Below are 16,407 nucleotides of genomic sequence, written 5' to 3' on the forward strand. Positions count from 1 at the left end.
GCCGCCGGGAGACTTGACGCCGATGACCCCCATCCTGCTGCTGGGCGCTGGCCGCATGGGCGGGGCGCTGATCGAGGGCTGGCGGCTGGCCGGCGCATTCGATGCTTCCGAATTGATCCTGCGCGATCCCATGGCCGGACCTGTCGCCGATGCGGCCCAGGCGGCGGGCGCGCGGCTCAATCCCCATGACAGCGTGCTGGCCGAGGCCAGGACCGTGGTGCTGGCGGTGAAACCCCAGATCTGGCGCGAGGTGGCGGTCGAGGTGGCGCCCTGGTTGCACGCCAGCGCCATCGTGGTCTCCATCGCCGCCGGCGTTCGGCTCGATGACCTGACTTTGGAGTTCGGCGGGCGCAGCGTCGCGCGCGTGATGCCGACCACGGCGGCAACGATCGGCCGGGGGACCGCCAGCCTCTATGCCGACGATCCGCAGGCGCGGTTGCGGGCGCGCGCGCTGTTCGAGCCGTTGGGCGAGGTCGTCGACCTGCTGGACGAGGCGCAGATGCACGCAGCCACCGCCGTCTCGGGGTCGGCGCCGGCTTATCTCTATGCCTTCGTTGAGGCGCTGGAAGCAGCGGGTGTAGAGGCGGGCCTCTCCAGCGCCGACGCCTCGCGATTGGCGCGCGCCACGATCGGCGGCGCTGCGGCGCTTCTGGCCAAGACCGGCGAGGAGCCGGCTGAACTCCGCCGGCAGGTCACCTCGCCCGGCGGCACCACTGAAGCGGCGCTCGGCGTGCTGCTGGGCGATGGCGGCCTGAATCCACTATTGCGCGAGGCTGTGGCGCGCGCCGTGCGCCGCTCAAAGGAACTTGGCGGATAATTCGCCACACGAGTCCAGGAGCAGGTTGCAACCACAACTAAAACGGGTGCGACAATGTGCATAATTGTTGTGCATAGCGCAGGTGTTGCAAAGTGGAGACGGTCAGCAGAGACCGCTTTAACGGTCGGTTGATCAGCTTCAGGCTTACCTACGGGTTGTTCGATAGCCCGAGGACGCATGTCCGCCACTCCCGCACCGCCATTTGGTCTGATCTCGGTCCAGCCGGCTTACGACCGCGCGCTCCGCATTGCGCGCGCGCTGTTCGTCGGGGCCGAGGTCGGCGTTCTGCCGGATCCGGAGCGCACCGAACTGCCGCTGGCCGCAGCGTTGGGCGGCCAGCTGGTATGGCTGGACAGCCTCGACGGCTTCTTCGCCGCCGCGCCGATCCGTGGCCTCAAGGGCGAAGGCACCGCGCTCTATGTGCGCAGCGCCGAGCGCCGAGCGTTCGACGCCGCCCTCGCCGAAGCCCTGACCGATCTCGCCGACTCCATCGGCTGGGACTACGAGCGAGCCCTGGTCGCCAAACAGCAGGCGCACTCGGAAGAGCGTCTGCGGATCATCGTCGAAGAAGCGGAGCTGCACGTCTTCGAGATGAACTTCGCATCGCGCACCCTGTGGAAGGAAGGCGCGTCCGACAGTTTCTTCGAAGCCCCGATGACCTTTGAGGCGTTGGCCGAGGATGTGTGGTGCTCCGTGCATCCGGACGACCGGGCCGGCGCGATCGCCGCCTGGGAGCATTCCAAGCGCACGGGCTTGCCGTTCCGCGCGGAGTACCGGATCGACCGGTCCGACGGACGTGAGGTTTGGGTCGCTTCGACCGCCAAGCTGATCAACGACGTCGAGGGCCGGCCGCTGCGCCTGATCGGCGCGCTGCAGAACATCACGGCGCGCAAGGTGGCCGAGGCCGGCCAGGCGCATGCCGAGGCCGCCAACTTCGCCAAGAGCGCCTTCCTGGCCAATATGAGCCACGAAATCCGCACGCCCCTGAACGGGGTGATGGGGATGGTCCAGGCGATGGCCCACGATCCGCTGGACTCGGTGCAGCGTGAGCGTCTGGACGTGATCCGTCAGTCGGGCGAGGCGCTGCTCACGATCCTCAACGACATTCTCGACCTGTCGAAGATCGAAGCCGGCAAGCTCGAGCTGGAGGCGCTGGAATTCGATCTGGCGCGGCTGGCGCGCAGTGTCGAGGCGGCGTTCCGCCCGATCGCCGAAGCCAAGGGGTTGGCCCTGACGCTCGACCTGGGCGGCGCGTCCGGTGTCTACAAGGGCGATCCCGACCGGTTGCGCCAGGTGCTTAACAACCTGGTCTCAAACGCCGTCAAGTTCACCGAGGCCGGCGAGGTCAAGGTGGCGGCCTGGGGCGACGGCGATCTGGTGCGCCTGGTGGTCTCCGACACCGGCATCGGCATCGCGCCGGACGTGGTCGGCAAGCTGTTCAACAGCTTCACCCAGGCCGACGCCACCACTACGCGGCGGTTCGGCGGCACCGGCCTTGGCCTGTCGATCTGCCGCCAACTGGCGGAGTTGATGGGCGGCGCCATCGAGGTGGACAGCGCACTGGGCCAGGGTTCGGTGTTCACCGTCACCTTGCCGATGCCGAAGATTTCCGAGGCGGGTCTGTCGCTCGAACCCGCGCTCGTCGCCACTGCGCCGCGCGCCGAACGCTCGCTGCGGGTGCTCGCGGCGGAAGACAATCCGATCAACCAGCTGGTGCTAAGGACCCTGCTGCTGCAGATCGGCGTCGACCCCGTGGTGGTCGAAGACGGCGCTGCGGCGATCGCCGCCTGGGAAGCCGACGAGTTCGACGTGATCCTCATGGACGTGCAGATGCCGGTGGTCGACGGGCCGACCGCGGCAAGAAGGATCCGCCGGCGCGAGGCCTCCACCGGCCGCGCCCGCACCCCGATCATCGCCATCACCGCCAATGTCATGGCCCGCCAGATGGCGGAATATGTCGCCGCCGGCATGGACTGCTGCGTCGCCAAGCCGATCGCCGCGGAGCGCCTGTTCGAAGCTCTGGACGCCGTGCTCACCGACGCGGACGACGACTTCGAGCCTGAGGCGCTGCGGGCCTAACGTCCGCCGTGGCCGTGCCCGTGCCTGTGGTGAAGGTCCGGGTAATGCGGGTGGCGATGCCTCATCACCCCGTGATGATGAGTGTGGCTGTGAGGTTCGCTGACGCTCTCACCCGCAGCATGGATATGCTCATGATGGGCGTCATGCGTGTGGCGATGGGCGTGAGTCAGCGGACTGTGTTCGTGTTCGTGCTCGTGCCGCTCCGATAGATGCAGATAGACGCCGATCGCCATCAGAGCGCCGGCGATCAACAACTGCGCCGTCACACGATCTCCCAGCAGGACGACCGCCAGCGCCGCACCAATGAACGGAGCGGTAGAGAAGTAGGCGCCGGTGCGCGCCGCGCCCAGGCGCCGTAGCGCCTGGACGAACAGTACGAGGCTGAGCCCATAACCCAGGAAGCCGAGCAGTGCGGCCTGCACAGCCGCCGCCCCCGTTGGCGTCGCGGCTCCCATGGCGAAGGCGATGACCACGTTCACGCCGCCGGCCGCCAGCCCCTTGGCGATCGCGATCTGCGTCGGGTCGGCCCACGATAGCCTGCTGGTCAGATTGTTGTCGGCGCCCCAAGCCATGCATGCGCCGAGGATCGCGAGAGCGCCCAGGCCGACGCCCTCCGGACCTCCGCGCCAGGACAGAACCACCGCACCGCCGATGATCGCCGCCGCACCGGCCAGCAGCCGACGGTCGACGTTCTCGCGAAACACCACCCAGGCGATGACCATGGTGGCGATACCTTCGGCATTCAGCAGCAGCGCAGCGGACGAGGCCGACGTCCTGGTCAGGCCCCACATCAACAGAACCGGCCCGATTGCGCCGCCGAGTAGAACCACAAGCCCCAGAACCGGCAGGTCTCCGCGCCTGAGCGACGCCTCGCTGTTGGCCGCGGCGAACTCGCGACGGAGGGCAAGTCGCAAGCCGCTCAAGCCCAGGCCGGAACCGAGGTAGAGCAGTCCCGCGAGCAGCCAGGGATCGACCCCTTCGCCGAGCAGGCGCTTTGCGAACGGCGTGCTTGCGCCGAACAGCGCAGCCGAGGCCAGCGCCATCACGACGCCGGTGTTGAGCGGGCCAGGTGTCCTCGCGACCATACCTAGGAATAACGCCTTCCACGTCCGGCCGCGAGCCGCCTCAGGCGTCAGAGGCGGGTTTCAGGTAGCGATGGATCTCACCGACGCCGCCGAGCAGGGTGGCCGGTCCATCGATCTTCAGACCGGCTTCCAGTGCGAACGGGGTCGGGTCGGCGGCGTAATAGGTCTGGCGCTCCAGCGAGCGCTGCTCGACGGCGCCGAACGCGTCGGCCAGCACATAGTCCAGCACCTGGTCGAAGCGGTTGATCCGTGGCCGGAAGCTGCGTTCGCGGACGTAGAGGTTCAGGGTGCGGCCCTGGTCGTCGACCGGTGCGCGCATCACCGGCGCGTCGGGGGCTGGGGCCGGACGCTGCATCAGCTCGGCCAACGGCATGTGCACGGCGGCCCGACCACCTGGCCGCAGGTGGCTGGCGATGCCTGCGAAGGTGTTTCGCCACGCTGCGCCCGCCGGCAGGTGCGACAGCGCGAAGAACGGGCAGATCACCGCGTCGAAGACCCGACCGATGTTGAGCGACGTCATGTCACCGAGCTGCAGCACCACGCGAGCGGCCAGATGCGGCGCGAGGTCGGCGCGCTTGGCCTCCGCCCGGGCGAGCATGGCCGGCGCCAGATCCACGCCGACCACGCTGTAGCCAAGTTCGGCAAGGGCGAAGGCGACGCGACCGGTGCCGACCCCGAGCTCGAGGATCTCGCCTGCGGGGGGCGCGAGTTCGGCGTAGGCGTCCACATCGCCGCGCAGGCTGGTGTCGGCTTCGGTGATCAGGTCGTAGTAGGCGGCGCTGAGGCCGCGCGCTGAATAATAGGGGCGCACGTCGGGCACTGGAACTCACGCGACTGGAACTGTGGAACGAGGCGAGAGAGGCAGAGAGTCCGGGAATAAGGCGTCGTTGCGTCGGTCGACCCTGAGTTGCGTGTCGATCCGCAAACATCGCGCGGATGTGATCGCCGGCGCCTGCGCGTTGCGCAGCCTCGCCTCGGGGTGCAAATTGGATCGACGCCGCTCGAGGGGAGCCTTCGCCCGTGACCATGCCTGCCCACCGCCTGACGCGCACCCTGCTGTTCGCCCTGGTCCCGTTGCTGCTCGTGGGCTGCGGGGTCAACACCATCCCGACCAAGGACGAGCGGGCCAAGGCCCAGTGGGCCGAGGTGCAGAACCAGTACCAGCGCCGCGCCGACCTGATTCCCAATCTGGTGGAGACCGTACGCGGTTACGCCGCCCAGGAACGCGACGTGCTGGTGGCCGTGACCCAGGCGCGGGCTTCCGCCACCCAGGTCAAGGTCGACGCCTCGACGCTCACCGATCCGGCGGCGTTCCAGGCCTTCCAGGCCGCGCAGGACAATCTGTCCGGCGTGTTGGGCCGGCTGATGGTGATCTCGGAGCGCTATCCGGACCTGAAGTCGAACCAGAACTTCCTGGCCCTGCAAAGCCAGCTCGAAGGCACTGAGAACCGGATCGCCATTTCGCGGCGCGACTACAACGAAGCGGTGCGCGACTACAACACCAAGATCCGCACCTTCCCGGGCGCCCTGTGGGCCGGCACCGTGCATCGCTGGGCCAAGCCCATGCAGACGTTCAGCGCCGCGCCTCAAGCCCAGACCGCGCCCAGCGTCAGTTTCGGCCCCACAGCCCCGGCCGCGCCGTCGGTGTCGATGCAGCCCGCCGCGCCGCCCGCCGCCCTGCCTGCACCCGCGCCGGCCGTCCCCGCCAGATGAGGCGGACGGAGTGACCGCAGCCAAGCGCGTCGTATGGATCCTGGCCTGCGCCTGGCTGTGCCTGGGCCAGGCCGCGCTTGCGGCGCCGAAGTTTCCGGCGCTGACCGGGCGTGTGGTCGACGGCGCTCAGGTGCTGTCGCCGCAAGCCGAGGCCGACCTCACCACCAAGCTCGCGGCGCTTGAAACCGCCACGAGGCGTCAGGTCGTGGTCGCCACCGTGCCAGACTTGCAGGGCGTTCCCATCGAGGATTTCGGCTATCAGCTGGGCCGCGCCTGGGGGATCGGCGACAAGGATCGCGACGACGGCGTGGTGTTCCTGATCGCGCCGTCGGAACGTCAGGTGCGCATCGAGGTCGGCTACGGCCTGGAGCCGGTTCTCACCGACGCCCTGTCCAACGTCATTCTGCAGGAACACGTGCTGCCGCGGTTCCGCGACGGCCAGGTGGAGGCGGGGATCGTCGACGGGGCCGAGGCGATCATCCAGCAGCTCTCCATGCCTGACGACCAGGCGCGCGCGGTCGCGGTGAAGGCCGCCGTGCCGAAGCCGCAGCCCGAACAAGGGGTGCAGATCCCGACCATCGTGGTGATCTTCGTGCTGTTCTGGCTGCTCAGCGGGATCCTACGGGTGTTCGCCGGCCGCGGACGCCGCGGCCGCAGCGGCGCGTGGTGGTGGCTGCCGCTGCTGCTGTCCGGCGGTGGCGGACGAGGTGGCGGATTCAGCAGCGGTGGCGGTTTCGGCGGGGGAAGCTCCGGCGGCGGGTTCTCAGGGGGCGGCGGATCGTTCGGCGGCGGAGGCTCGTCAGGCCGATGGTGACGTCCCTGACAGCTCAGGACCGCGAGACCGTTCGCGCGGCGGTGCGCACGGCGGAGGCCCGCACGCGCGGCGAGATCTTCTGCGTCGCCGCGGCGCAATCTTCGGAATATCGGGAGACGCCGCTGGCCTGGGCCGCCGGCGCCGCGCTGCTGGCCCCAGCCGTCTTGCTGCTGGCGGGAATCGAGGTGTCGCTTCCCGACGCGCTCGGCGGCGGCTGGACCGCGGCGCAGGCCGGCGAGGTGGCGGAGAGCGCCGTGCGCGCGGCGCTGGGCGGGGTGATCCTGCTGCAGGGGGTGCTGTTCGCCATTGTGCTGGTGCTGGCGTCGCTTCCGCCGGTGCGCCGCGTCCTGACGCCGGCGGGCCTGAAGCGCCACCGCGTGCGTCGCCGCGCGCACGAGCAGTTCCTGGCCCACAACCTCCACATGACCCGCGAACGAACGGGCGTGCTGATCTTCGTCTCGCTGCAGGAGCGGATGGCCGAACTGCTGGCCGACGAAGCCATCGCCGCCAAGGTGGATTCCAAGGTCTGGGACCAGGCGATGGCGGCCCTCACGGACGGCCTGCGCCGCGGCGACGCCGGCGAGGGCTTCGCCCGCGCCATCGCGCTGTGCGCCGACGTGCTGGCCGAACACTTCCCGCCTGGCCCGGACAATCCCAACGAACTCTCGGACGTGCTGGTGGAGCTGCCCGGCGCCTAGCGCAAGCGGCGTTCGGCGATCGCCAGGTCCTCGGTCGTGTTGATATTGAGGAAGGCGGTCGCGTCCTCGAACGTCACTTCGACCGCGTTGGCGTCGCTCAACACCTGATGCACGGGCGGGTGCAGGCCGTCGGCGAGCGCCAGCCCCAGCGGCCGGATCATCCACGAACGCCAGACTGCGCACAGCGGCTGCATCCCGTCAGGCGTCCGGGCCACGCTAGCGGGCGCGTCGCCGATGGCGTCCAGCAGCCGCGCCTCCAGGTCCATCGGCGCCAGCGGCGCGTCGCAGGGCAGGGTGATCAACTGGCCGCCGCCCTGGCCTTGCGCCCATTCCAGGCCCGCAAGGACGCCCGACAGCGGTCCCGGCGGCGAGCCTCGCGGATCGGGCAACACCGGGGAGCCCAGCGCCCGCGCCGCGACCGATATAGGTGACGTGTCGCTCGCGCTGACCGCCACGACGTCGCAAACCTGGGTCAGGCGAGCATGGGCGCGGGCCAGGAGGGTGACGCCGCCCAGCGTCGCCAGCGCCTTGTCGGATCCGAAGCGGCGCGAACGCCCGCCGGCGAGAATCAGTCCGAAGATCATGCGCGAGCTCTAGCGCGCCAGCACCCGCGCCGCGACGGAAGCTTGCGGAGCTTTGCGGCGGCGCTCTACCATTGGGAAGGCAGGGAGACGCGCATGGCGATCAATCTCGACATCAACGGCAAGCAGCATACGGTGGATGTCGACGACGACATGCCGCTGCTCTGGGTGCTGCGGGACACGCTGGGGATCGTGGGCCCGAAGTACGGCTGCGGCGTCGGCGCGTGCGGGGCCTGCACGGTGCACATCGACGGCCAACCGGTGCGCTCGTGCTCGACGCCGGCGTCCGGCGTCGGCGCGTCCAAGGTCACGACCATCGAGGGTCTCGGCGCGAGCCCGCTGGGCAAGCGGGTCCAGCAAGCCTGGATGGATCTCGACGTCGCGCAATGCGGCTACTGCCAGGCCGGGCAGATCATGTCCGCCACGGCGCTGCTGGCGACCAAACCCAAGCCGAGCGACGCCGACATCGACGCGGCGATGAACGGCAACATCTGCCGCTGCGCGACCTACAACCGCATCCGGGCCGCCATCAAGCGCGCTTCCGGTCAGGAAGCTTGACCATGAGCCAAGTGGAAAAGACGCGCGACGGCGCCTCGCGGCGCGACGTTCTGCGCATTGGCGCCGGAGCCGGCGGCCTGGTGATCGCCTTCAGCCTCGCCGGGCGCAGCGAGGCGGCGACGGGCGCGGTCGGGCCGGCGAAGATCAACACCTACGTTCGCATAGCGCCCGACGGCGTCGTCACCATCATCGGCAAGAACCCGGAGGTCGGCCAGGGCATCAAGACCTCGCTGCCGATGATCATCGCCGAGGAACTGGACGTCGACTGGAAGGACGTCCGCGTCGAGCAGGCCGACAACGACCCTGTGGCCTATGGACGCCAGATCGCCGGCGGCAGCACGGCGACGCCGCTGCACTGGGACGAACTGCGCCGGGTGGGCGCGGCCGGTCGCGCGATGATCGTCGCCGCGGCGGCCAAGGACTGGGGCGTGCCGGCCGGGGAATGCACAACGGCGTCTGGGGTGGTCAGCCACGCCCGCACCCGCAAACGCGCCACATACGGCGCGCTGGCCGCCAAGGCGGCGGCCATGCCCGCGCCCGCCGATCTGACCCTGCTGCCGCTGAAGGACGCCAAGGACTACAAGATCATCGGCAAGTTCACCGGCCAGGTGGACAATCTCAAAATCGTCACCGGCCAGCCGCTGTTCGGCATCGATACGCGTCTGCCGGGCATGCTGTATGCGACTTTCCTCAAGGCCCCGGTGTTCGGGGCCAAGGTGGCGAGCGCCGACCTTGCCGCGGCGCTTGCGGTGAAGGGTGTGCGCAAGGCGTTTGTCGTCGAGGGCGGGACCGAACTCACCGGCCTGCTGCCCGGCGTCGCCGTGGTCGCCGACAGCTGGTGGGCGGCGATGAAGGGCCGTGAAAAGCTCAACGTCCAGTGGGCCGCGCATCCGACCTCCGCCCAGAGCACGGAGAGCTTCGATGCGCGGGCGGCGGAGCTATCCAAGACCAAGCCGCAGCAGACCCTGCGCAGCGACGGCGATGCGGCGAGCGCCATGAAGGCCGCGGCCAAGGTCGTCGAAGCGGCCTACGTCTATCCGTTCATCAGCCACGCCAACCTGGAGCCGCAGAACTGCACGGCGCACTTCAAGGACGGCAAGATGGAGATGTGGGCGCCGACCCAGCTCCCCGAGCCGGGTCGGCAGCTCGTCGCCAAGACGCTGGGAATCGCGCCTGAGGATATCACGGTGCATCTGATCCGCGGGGGCGGCGGTTTTGGCCGGCGGCTGACCAACGACCCGATGGTCGAGGCGGCGTGGATCGCGCGCGAGGCCGGCGCGCCGGTGAAGCTCCTGTGGACGCGCGAAGACGACATGCGCCACGATTTCTACCGGCCGGGCGGCTACCACTACCTGCGCGCCGGTCTCGATGCGGGCGGCGCGGTGACCGCGTGGGAGAACCACTTCGTCACCTTCGGCGACAAGGAGCAGATCTCCGTCGCCAGCATGGCGCCCACCGAGTTCCCGGCCCGCTTCGTGCCCAATTACCGATACGACACCTCGCTGATGCCGCTGGGCTTCCCGACGGGGCCGCTGCGCGCGCCGCGCTCCAACGCGCTGTCGTGGGTGGCGCACTCGTTCATCGACGAGTTGGCGCACGCAGCGGGCGCCGACCAGGTGGCGTTCCGCCTGAAGCTGCTGGGCGACGCCGAGAAGGTCGGCGAGGATCCGGCAGTCTACGAGGCGGGCCGGATGCGTGGGGTGTTGGCCGAAGTGGCGAAGCGCGCGGGCTGGGGCCGCAAGCTGCCGGCGCGCTCGGGCCTGGGCTGCGCTTTCCACTACAGCCATCGTGGCTATTTCGCCGAGGTGATCGAGGTGGCGGTGGCCGACGATGGCGCGGTCAAGGTGGTCAAGGCCTGGGCGGTCGGCGACGTGGGCCGCCAGATCGTCAATCCCGCGGGCGCCGACAATCAGGTCCAGGGTTCGGTGCTGGACGGGATCAGCAGTGCGCTGACACAGGAGATCACCTTCGAGAACGGCGCGGTGGTGCAGGGCAACTTCACCGATTACCCGCTGATGCGCATCGGCGACTCGGCGCCGGTGGACGTCCACTTCCTGATCACCGACAACCTGCCGACCGGCTTGGGCGAACCGGCGCTGCCGCCGGCTCCACCGGCGCTGTGCAACGCAATCTTCGCGGCCACCGGCGTGCGCATTCGCAAACTGCCGATCGACACCGCATTGCTGAAGAAGGCGTAAGGGGAGTGACGGCTCGATGACGGCCGGTTTGAGCAAACCTCCGTCCCTCGCCGAGACAGCCGATGTCGCCATCAGGCGCATCGCGGCAAGCGATCTTGCGCAGGTGTCGCGCTTCGCTTTCACCGTCACGATCGTCGAACCCGGCGAGCGCGGACGGCTGGAGGCCTTGTTCGCCGAGACGGGCTTCTGGACGCCGCTGGCAGGCGCGGTCGCCATCGTAGCGAAGACAGACAATCGCCTGATCGGCACGGCGCAATTCTATCGGCCCGGACCTTGCGTCCATGGGTTCGAGCTCGGCTACCTTCTTCACGACCGCGACGATCGCGGCCGGGGGTTCGGTGCGCCCGCCGTGCGAATGTTCTCCGACCATCTGTTCGAGGACCAGCCGGAACATCACCGCCAGCAACTGATGATCGAGGTCTGGAACACGGCGTCGTGGCGCCTGGCTGAGCGCTCCGGCTTTGTGCGCGAGGGGATTATGCGAAGCGCCGGCCTGGGCGCCGGTGATCCCGGCGACTGCTTCGTCTATTCGCGCACCCGCAAGGACTGGCGAGAGGAGCGCCACACGCGCGTGGGCGGATGAGCGGCCAGCTTTCCGGCTGCGTTTTTCGGCCAATTTCGGAGGGCGACGCAGACCTGATCGGACGACATCGTCATGAGATGTTCAAGGCGTCTGGACGTACCGATGAGATCCTCGCGCCGATGACCGAGGCCTTCGCGAAGTGGTTGGTACCTCAGCTGACAGATGATGCGTACTTCGGCTGGATCGCCCACGAGGCGGGTGTCGATATTGCCGGGCTTGGAATGATGGTCATCGACTGGCCGCCGCATCCGTCTCATCCCGCACAGGATCGTCGCGGCTATATCCTGAACGTTTTCGTCGAGCCTGAGCACCGCGGACGGGGCATCGCACGCGCATTGATGGGACTCGCGACTGACGAGGGAAGGCGTCTAGGCCTTGAGTACCTAGTCTTGCATGCAACCGCCATGGCCCGCCCGATGTACGAAAAGCTGGGCTGGCGACAGACCTCCGAGATGGCCATCGATCTCCGTCGCTCATCACCTACGCAGTGATGCCCGAACTTCGCCGCCTGAACCTGGAAGACATGGCCGCGGCGGCCAGGGTCCATCGGGCGGCGTTCGATGCGCGGCTGCCGTGGCTGGCGGGGCTCCATACGCCTGACGAGGACCTGGCCTATTTCCGCGAGCAGGTGTTCGCCGCCTGCGAGGTCTGGGGTGCGTTTGAGGGCGATGCGCTGGCCGGCTTCATCGCGTTTCGGAACGGCTGGATCGACCAGCTCTACGTTTCGCCCGACCAGCAGGGTCGCGGGATGGGAGCGCGGCTGCTGGGTTTCGCCAAGGCCGCAAATGTCGGGCTGTCGCTGTGGACCTTCCAGGCCAACGCCGGCGCGCGGGGGTTCTACGAGGCGCGTGGGTTCGAAGTGGTCACCCTGACCGACGGCGCGGGCAACGAGGAGCGCGAGCCGGACGCGCTCTATCGCTGGCGGGCGGGGTGAGCCGCATTCCCTTCCCCCCTTCAGGTGGAAGGGGGTCGCTCTAGCGTGGTGAGTAGGAGCGCAAGACGTCTTCGACGATGCGCTCGAGCTGGCCCAGGCTGTTGCAGGTCTTGGCCACGTGACAGAAGCGGGCGTAGCGGTGCATCACGCTGTCGCCCGACCCCCAGCGGCTTTCGTCCTCGGGGTTGAGCCAGATCACCGCGCGCGAACGCTGCTGGATCATCTGCATCAGGTCCATGCGCGGATCGATGAAGTTGGTCCGCCCGTCCCCCAGGATGATCACCGTGGTGTGGCGGTTCACCTCGTGCAGGTGTTGATCGCAGAAATCCTGCAGCGCCTGGCCATAGTTGGTCTGCTGAAAGGCGATGCGCTTCAGCACTTCGACGATCGCCTGCTCGACGGTGTTGTCCTTCAACACGTCGTTCACCGAGATTAGGCGCGAGGAGAAGGCGAAGGCGTCCATCCGCTCCACCGCCTCGTTGAGGCTGTAGAGCAGGGTCAGCAGGAACTTGGCGGCCGCGGCGACCGAGTTGGAGACATCGCAGATGACCACGATCTCGGGCCGGTCCTGCTTTTCGTACTTCCACATCGGCACGAAAGGGATGCCGCCAAAGGCCATGCTGCGTTGGAGCGTGCGACGGACGTCCAGGTCGCCCTTCTTGGCCTTGCGGCGGCGGCGCGAGTAGCGCTCGGCCAGTCGCTTGGCCATCTTGCGCACCATGGCCTGCATGGCGGCGATGTCGTGAGCGTCGAGGTCCATGGCGTCGAGCGCCTTCTTGGCCAGCACCTCCTCGCGCGACAGCTTGCCGCCGTCCGCGGCGAACAGCTCCTGTTGCCGGCCGACATAGCGGGTCGCCTCCGCCAGCAGGGCGCGGCGACCCTCTTCGAGCTGCTCGGCGAGCTCCTCGCCAGGCGCGTCGCCGCGACCGCGCGCGGCGTTGATCGCCTGCTCGATCTCGTCGAAACCCATCGCCCCCAGCATGCGCCGGGTGACGCGGCTGCGCTGGGTGGACAGGCGGATGTCGGTGACGCGGGTCTCGCGCGCCGCCTCCTCCATGGCCTGGGAGAGGCCGGAGCCGTCGTCCGACAACAGCATCTCGACCAGCCGCGACCCCTCCGCCTCCGGAAGCTGCGGCTGTTGCTTCGGCGGCGTCGAGTCCTTGCGCCTCGGCGTGAACGCCGGACGGCTGAAAAAGGTGTCGAAGGTGCGATCGAAGCGGACGACCTCGTCCTCGCCCTTGGCGAGCGTGGCGCACAGGGCGTCTTTCAGCAGCTGGCGGTCCTGATAGCCGACCTGGGCCACCGCCTTGTGGGCGTCGATCGCCTCCGCCGGCGACACCAGCACCTCGGCGGCGCGCAGCGCGCGAAGGAATTCCTCCAGGGTGTGCTGCATCGCGGCCGCGCCTTAAGCCGGTTGCAGAAGCTGGCTGATCTGCGGTTCCACGGCGGCGATGTCCTGCTCGAACTTCAGCAGCACGTTCAGCGTCTCATGCACGAGATCGGCGTTGAGGCTGTCGGCGTGCAGCAGGATCAGCGCCCGGGCCCAGTCGACCGTCTCCGAGATCGACGGCGACTTGCGCAGGTCGATGGTGCGCAGCGCCTGGACGAAGCTCACCAACTGTTCGTTCAGCGACTGTTCGATGCCGGGGACGCGGGTGGCGACGATGAGCTGCTCGAGCTCGGCGTCGGGCAGCGGGATGTGCAGGTGCAGGCAGCGCCGCTTCAGAGCGTCGCCCAGGTCGCGGACGTTGTTCGAGGTCAGGAAGACGATCGGCGGGGTCTTGGCGACCACCGTGCCGAGCTCGGGGATCGACACCTGATAGGCCGAGAGGATCTCCAGCAGGAAGGCCTCGAACGCCTCGTCGGACTTGTCGATCTCGTCGATCAGCAGCACGCAACCCTCGTCGTGCCGCAGGGCCTGCATCAGCGGGCGCGGCTCGAGGAACGGTTCGGAATAGAAGAGGTCGCCCATGCCGTGCAGGCGGTCCATCGCCTCGTGCATGGTCAGCGCGTCGGCCAGCCGCTCGCCCATCCGATCCTTGAGGATCTGGGTGTAGAGCAACTGCTTGCCGTACTTCCATTCGTACAGCGCCTTGGCCTCATCCAGGCCCTCGTAGCACTGCATCCGGATCAGCGGCAGGCCGAGCAGCTTGGCGGTGGACAGCGCCAGTTCGGTCTTTCCGACGCCGGCCGTGCCCTCGACCAGGATCGGCTTTTGCAGGTTCACCGCCATGTACAGCGCCGTCGCGATGCGGCGCGAAGCGATGTAGCCGACGCTCCCCAGGCCATCGACCAGGGCCTCGACGGAAGTCAGCGGAGCGGCGAGCGCGCTTGCGCCAGCGGGAGCAGGGATCGTCAAGGGCGGAGACTTTCGAAAAAAAGCGCCGCGGGCGGCGAGGCGGCGAACTGTTCGCTCGATTGTGCCAACTCTCGCCCGCGCCGCGCAACACCTAAGGTAAAAAATCTGACGCTTGTAAGGTTTTCGGCGGGGCCACGGCCTTGGCGTTTTCGCACGACGGCGTTCGGGGATTGGGCTAAAAGCGCCGCCATAAGAATGGCTGCCGGAAAGGCTTCGCCACGGGCAGGGATCACGCCATGGAAGTGCGCAGATTAGGCGACAGCGGCCTGAAGGTCAGCGAGACCGGGCTGGGCTGCAACAATTTCGGCATGCGGATCGGCCAGGACGCCGCCCAGATCGTCGTCGATGCGGCGATTGAGGCCGGCATCACCCTGTTCGACACCGCCGACATGTATGGCCAGGGCCAGTCGGAGACGATGCTCGGCAAGGCGTTGGGCGCGCGCCGCCAATCGGTCGTTGTGGCGACGAAGTTCGGCCAGCCGATGGGCGACGCCGCGCATCGTCAGGGCGCCTCGCGGCGATGGATCATGCAGGCGGTGGACGAGAGCCTGGCGCGGCTCGGGACCGATTACATCGATCTCTATCAGATTCACTTCCCCGACCCGGCGACGCCGATCGACGAGACGCTGCGCGCGCTCGAAGATGTCGTGAAGGCCGGCAAGGTTCGCTATATCGGCAATTCCAACTTCACCGGCTGGATGATCGCCGACGCCGACTGGACCGCGCGCGACCAGCGGCTGACGCGCTTCGTCTCGGCCCAGAATGGCTACAGCCTGCTGGACCGCAAGGCCGAGCAGGAGGTGCTGCCCGCCTGCACGCGCTTCGGCCTGGGATTTCTGCCCTATTTCCCGCTGGCTTCCGGCCTGCTCACCGGCAAGTACAAGCGCGGCGAGCCGCCAGCCCAGGACACCCGTATGGCCGCGTGGGGCGAGCGGGCCGCACGCGCGCTCAACGACCAGAACTTCGACAAAGTGGAGGCGCTCAGCGCCTACGCGGAGGCGCGCGGGCGCACCCTGCTGGATCTGGCGTTCGCCTGGTTGCTCGGCCACCCGCAGGTGTCCTCCGTGATCGCCGGGGCGACCCGGGCCGAGCAGATCGGCGGAAACGTCAAGGCCTCGACGTGGCGTCTCACCTCCCAGGAGATGACCGAAATCGACGCGCTCGCGGCCTGATTGGCTGATCTGCAGGATGTCGCGCTTGCGCCGTCCAAATCGAAAGCGTCAGCATTGCGCTGATCGCGACTGGCCAGGAGCCGCCAATGCCGGAGCTCGATGCGGACGACGCGCTGGATCCCAGGGCCAGCTTCGGGGCGGCCGTTGCGGTGTATCTACGTCAGCTCTATCCCGTGGATACCGAAACGCTGGTCCTGGGCGACATGATCCAGGCGGGGTTCCGAGGCAAGACCGCGCAAGGCGTCGCTCAAATCCTCAGCGGCGTGGTGGATGCGCGGGCGCTGGACGAGCTGGTCGGCACCTACAGGATGGCGGTGGTGGTCGGCGCCGCCGAATTGCTGCTGGGTGAGAGCGTCGAGGACTTCGTCGCGCGCCGCGCAACCAGCCCCCGCGACCGGGACGCAGCCGTCGGGTTCGACATGCTGCGCGAAGCCCTGGCCCAGGCGAGCGGTCGCGCCGAGCCTTAGGCCAGCCATGAAAAAGGCGGCTCCCGGTGGAGCCGCCCTCTTCAAAGTCTAGACGCTTCGGACTTACGGAACCGCCGTCCCAGGTTGCTCGGTGGCGGCTTCGGGGATCGCCGCGCTTGTGGCGGCGGCGGCTTCAGGCGACTCCGACGCGCCGGTCGTGCTCTGGGTCACGGCGGCATCGGTCGGCGCCGGATTGACGGGCGGGACCACGGCCGGCGGCGCTTCGCCCGGCGCGCGGGTCAGACTGCCATACGGCTGCGGACCGGCCGGGAGCGTGGCGCTGGCGTCTTCGCCGGACGAGAGCGCGCTGTCGCTGGCCACCGGCGCCGGACGAGCGCGAGCCACCCGT

General features: G+C 68.5%; 18 protein-coding genes. 12 read left to right on the plus strand and 6 right to left on the minus strand.

Annotation, left to right across the window (positions count from 1 at the left end):
• The first annotated feature begins 22 nt into the window (after nucleotides 1–22).
• Together proC and Q8M88_RS13660 are read left to right on the plus strand one after the other, a co-directional pair.
• Nucleotides 23–817: a pyrroline-5-carboxylate reductase gene (gene proC, locus Q8M88_RS13655; protein ID WP_305597707.1), complete on the plus strand. Its 795-nt coding sequence runs from the start codon at nucleotides 23–25 to the stop codon at nucleotides 815–817.
• Nucleotides 818–994: 177 nt separating this feature from the next.
• On the plus strand, nucleotides 995–2,896 hold the full coding sequence (locus Q8M88_RS13660) for a PAS domain-containing hybrid sensor histidine kinase/response regulator (RefSeq protein ID WP_305597708.1): 1,902 nt from the start codon (nucleotides 995–997) through the stop codon (nucleotides 2,894–2,896).
• Here Q8M88_RS13660 and Q8M88_RS13665 read toward each other — a convergent pair.
• The gene (locus tag Q8M88_RS13665; protein WP_305597709.1) at nucleotides 2,893–3,981 is read right to left on the minus strand and encodes a DMT family transporter; all 1,089 of its coding nucleotides are present in this window, start codon (nucleotides 3,979–3,981) and stop codon (nucleotides 2,893–2,895) included. The two genes, Q8M88_RS13660 and Q8M88_RS13665, sit on opposite strands and share 4 nt — an antisense overlap.
• Before the next feature lie 40 nt (nucleotides 3,982–4,021).
• The gene (locus Q8M88_RS13670; RefSeq protein ID WP_305597710.1) at nucleotides 4,022–4,801 is read right to left on the minus strand and encodes a class I SAM-dependent methyltransferase; all 780 of its coding nucleotides are present in this window, start codon (nucleotides 4,799–4,801) and stop codon (nucleotides 4,022–4,024) included.
• A 206-nt stretch (nucleotides 4,802–5,007) separates the two neighbouring features.
• On the opposite strand from Q8M88_RS13670, the gene Q8M88_RS13675 reads away from it, so the two are divergent.
• Genes Q8M88_RS13675 through Q8M88_RS13685 form a run of 3 tightly spaced genes read left to right on the plus strand, consistent with a single transcriptional unit; the run spans nucleotide 5,008 to nucleotide 7,206 of the window.
• Entirely contained in the window at nucleotides 5,008–5,694 is a 687-nt protein-coding gene (locus tag Q8M88_RS13675; protein WP_305597722.1) for a LemA family protein, read from the plus strand.
• Between the two features lie 10 nt (nucleotides 5,695–5,704).
• Entirely contained in the window at nucleotides 5,705–6,508 is an 804-nt protein-coding gene (locus Q8M88_RS13680) for a YgcG family protein (protein WP_371132711.1), read from the plus strand.
• Nucleotides 6,502–7,206, plus strand: coding sequence for a TPM domain-containing protein (locus Q8M88_RS13685; protein WP_305597711.1), 705 nt, complete (start codon nucleotides 6,502–6,504; stop codon nucleotides 7,204–7,206). Before Q8M88_RS13680 ends, Q8M88_RS13685 begins: the two co-directional genes overlap by 7 nt.
• On the opposite strand, the gene Q8M88_RS13690 is transcribed toward Q8M88_RS13685, so the two are convergent.
• Entirely contained in the window at nucleotides 7,203–7,790 is a 588-nt protein-coding gene (locus Q8M88_RS13690) for a molybdenum cofactor guanylyltransferase (RefSeq protein WP_305597712.1), read from the minus strand. The genes Q8M88_RS13685 and Q8M88_RS13690 overlap by 4 nt on opposite strands.
• 93 nt (nucleotides 7,791–7,883) lie before the next feature.
• Between Q8M88_RS13690 and Q8M88_RS13695 the strand changes: the two genes are divergently transcribed.
• Genes Q8M88_RS13695 through Q8M88_RS13715 form a run of 5 tightly spaced genes read left to right on the plus strand, consistent with a single transcriptional unit; the run spans nucleotide 7,884 to nucleotide 12,060 of the window.
• Nucleotides 7,884–8,345, plus strand: a complete 462-nt coding sequence (locus Q8M88_RS13695) for a (2Fe-2S)-binding protein (protein ID WP_305597713.1) — start codon at nucleotides 7,884–7,886, stop codon at nucleotides 8,343–8,345.
• 2 nt (nucleotides 8,346–8,347) lie between these two features.
• Nucleotides 8,348–10,543, plus strand: a complete 2,196-nt coding sequence (locus tag Q8M88_RS13700) for a xanthine dehydrogenase family protein molybdopterin-binding subunit (protein ID WP_305597714.1) — start codon at nucleotides 8,348–8,350, stop codon at nucleotides 10,541–10,543.
• 16 nt (nucleotides 10,544–10,559) lie between these two features.
• Nucleotides 10,560–11,126 (plus strand): GNAT family N-acetyltransferase, encoded by a 567-nt coding sequence (locus Q8M88_RS13705; protein WP_371132712.1) that lies wholly within the window; start codon nucleotides 10,560–10,562, stop codon nucleotides 11,124–11,126.
• Complete coding sequence (locus Q8M88_RS13710; protein WP_305597716.1) at nucleotides 11,123–11,617, plus strand: GNAT family N-acetyltransferase; 495 nt, start codon at nucleotides 11,123–11,125, stop codon at nucleotides 11,615–11,617. The genes Q8M88_RS13705 and Q8M88_RS13710 overlap by 4 nt, the downstream gene beginning before the upstream one ends.
• Nucleotides 11,617–12,060, plus strand: coding sequence for a GNAT family N-acetyltransferase (locus tag Q8M88_RS13715; RefSeq protein WP_305597717.1), 444 nt, complete (start codon nucleotides 11,617–11,619; stop codon nucleotides 12,058–12,060). The genes Q8M88_RS13710 and Q8M88_RS13715 overlap by 1 nt, the downstream gene beginning before the upstream one ends.
• A 40-nt stretch (nucleotides 12,061–12,100) precedes the next feature.
• Here Q8M88_RS13715 and Q8M88_RS13720 read toward each other — a convergent pair whose 3' ends face one another.
• Nucleotides 12,101–13,453: a VWA domain-containing protein gene (locus tag Q8M88_RS13720; RefSeq protein WP_305597718.1), complete on the minus strand. Its 1,353-nt coding sequence runs from the start codon at nucleotides 13,451–13,453 to the stop codon at nucleotides 12,101–12,103.
• A 12-nt stretch (nucleotides 13,454–13,465) separates the two neighbouring features.
• Nucleotides 13,466–14,419 carry a MoxR family ATPase gene (locus Q8M88_RS13725; RefSeq protein ID WP_305597719.1) on the minus strand — a complete coding sequence of 318 codons (954 nt, stop codon included), beginning with the start codon at nucleotides 14,417–14,419 and terminating at the stop codon, nucleotides 13,466–13,468.
• A 236-nt stretch (nucleotides 14,420–14,655) separates the two neighbouring features.
• Here Q8M88_RS13725 and Q8M88_RS13730 point away from each other — a divergent pair, with 236 nt between their 5' ends.
• Nucleotides 14,656–15,591 (plus strand): aldo/keto reductase, encoded by a 936-nt coding sequence (locus tag Q8M88_RS13730; RefSeq protein ID WP_305597720.1) that lies wholly within the window; start codon nucleotides 14,656–14,658, stop codon nucleotides 15,589–15,591.
• Nucleotides 15,592–15,677: 86 nt separating this feature from the next.
• Nucleotides 15,678–16,058: a hypothetical protein gene (locus Q8M88_RS13735; protein ID WP_305597721.1), complete on the plus strand. Its 381-nt coding sequence runs from the start codon at nucleotides 15,678–15,680 to the stop codon at nucleotides 16,056–16,058.
• A gap of 63 nt (nucleotides 16,059–16,121) precedes the next feature.
• Here Q8M88_RS13735 and Q8M88_RS13740 read toward each other — a convergent pair.
• The coding region (locus Q8M88_RS13740; protein ID WP_371132714.1) for a hypothetical protein at nucleotides 16,122–16,407 on the minus strand (286 nt) is incomplete at its 5' end.

The organism is Phenylobacterium sp. (genome assembly GCF_030693805.1).
Taxonomy (GTDB): Bacteria; Pseudomonadota; Alphaproteobacteria; order Caulobacterales; family Caulobacteraceae; genus Phenylobacterium.

Bases quoted from the DNA above. Each gene is read 5' to 3' on its own strand.
- proC (WP_305597707.1), top strand. From the start codon at position 23: ATGACCCCCATCCTGCTGCTGGGCGCTGGCCGCATGGGCGGGGCGCTG.
- Q8M88_RS13660 (WP_305597708.1), top strand. From the start codon at position 995: ATGTCCGCCACTCCCGCACCGCCATTTGGTCTGATCTCGGTCCAGCCG.
- Q8M88_RS13665 (WP_305597709.1), bottom strand. From the start codon at position 3,981: ATGGTCGCGAGGACACCTGGCCCGCTCAACACCGGCGTCGTGATGGCG.
- Q8M88_RS13675 (WP_305597722.1), top strand. From the start codon at position 5,008: ATGCCTGCCCACCGCCTGACGCGCACCCTGCTGTTCGCCCTGGTCCCG.
- Q8M88_RS13685 (WP_305597711.1), top strand. From the start codon at position 6,502: ATGGTGACGTCCCTGACAGCTCAGGACCGCGAGACCGTTCGCGCGGCG.
- Q8M88_RS13690 (WP_305597712.1), bottom strand. From the start codon at position 7,790: ATGATCTTCGGACTGATTCTCGCCGGCGGGCGTTCGCGCCGCTTCGGA.
- Q8M88_RS13695 (WP_305597713.1), top strand. From the start codon at position 7,884: ATGGCGATCAATCTCGACATCAACGGCAAGCAGCATACGGTGGATGTC.
- Q8M88_RS13700 (WP_305597714.1), top strand. From the start codon at position 8,348: ATGAGCCAAGTGGAAAAGACGCGCGACGGCGCCTCGCGGCGCGACGTT.
- Q8M88_RS13705 (WP_371132712.1), top strand. From the start codon at position 10,560: ATGACGGCCGGTTTGAGCAAACCTCCGTCCCTCGCCGAGACAGCCGAT.
- Q8M88_RS13710 (WP_305597716.1), top strand. From the start codon at position 11,123: ATGAGCGGCCAGCTTTCCGGCTGCGTTTTTCGGCCAATTTCGGAGGGC.
- Q8M88_RS13715 (WP_305597717.1), top strand. From the start codon at position 11,617: ATGCCCGAACTTCGCCGCCTGAACCTGGAAGACATGGCCGCGGCGGCC.
- Q8M88_RS13720 (WP_305597718.1), bottom strand. From the start codon at position 13,453: ATGCAGCACACCCTGGAGGAATTCCTTCGCGCGCTGCGCGCCGCCGAG.
- Q8M88_RS13730 (WP_305597720.1), top strand. From the start codon at position 14,656: ATGGAAGTGCGCAGATTAGGCGACAGCGGCCTGAAGGTCAGCGAGACC.
- Q8M88_RS13735 (WP_305597721.1), top strand. From the start codon at position 15,678: ATGCCGGAGCTCGATGCGGACGACGCGCTGGATCCCAGGGCCAGCTTC.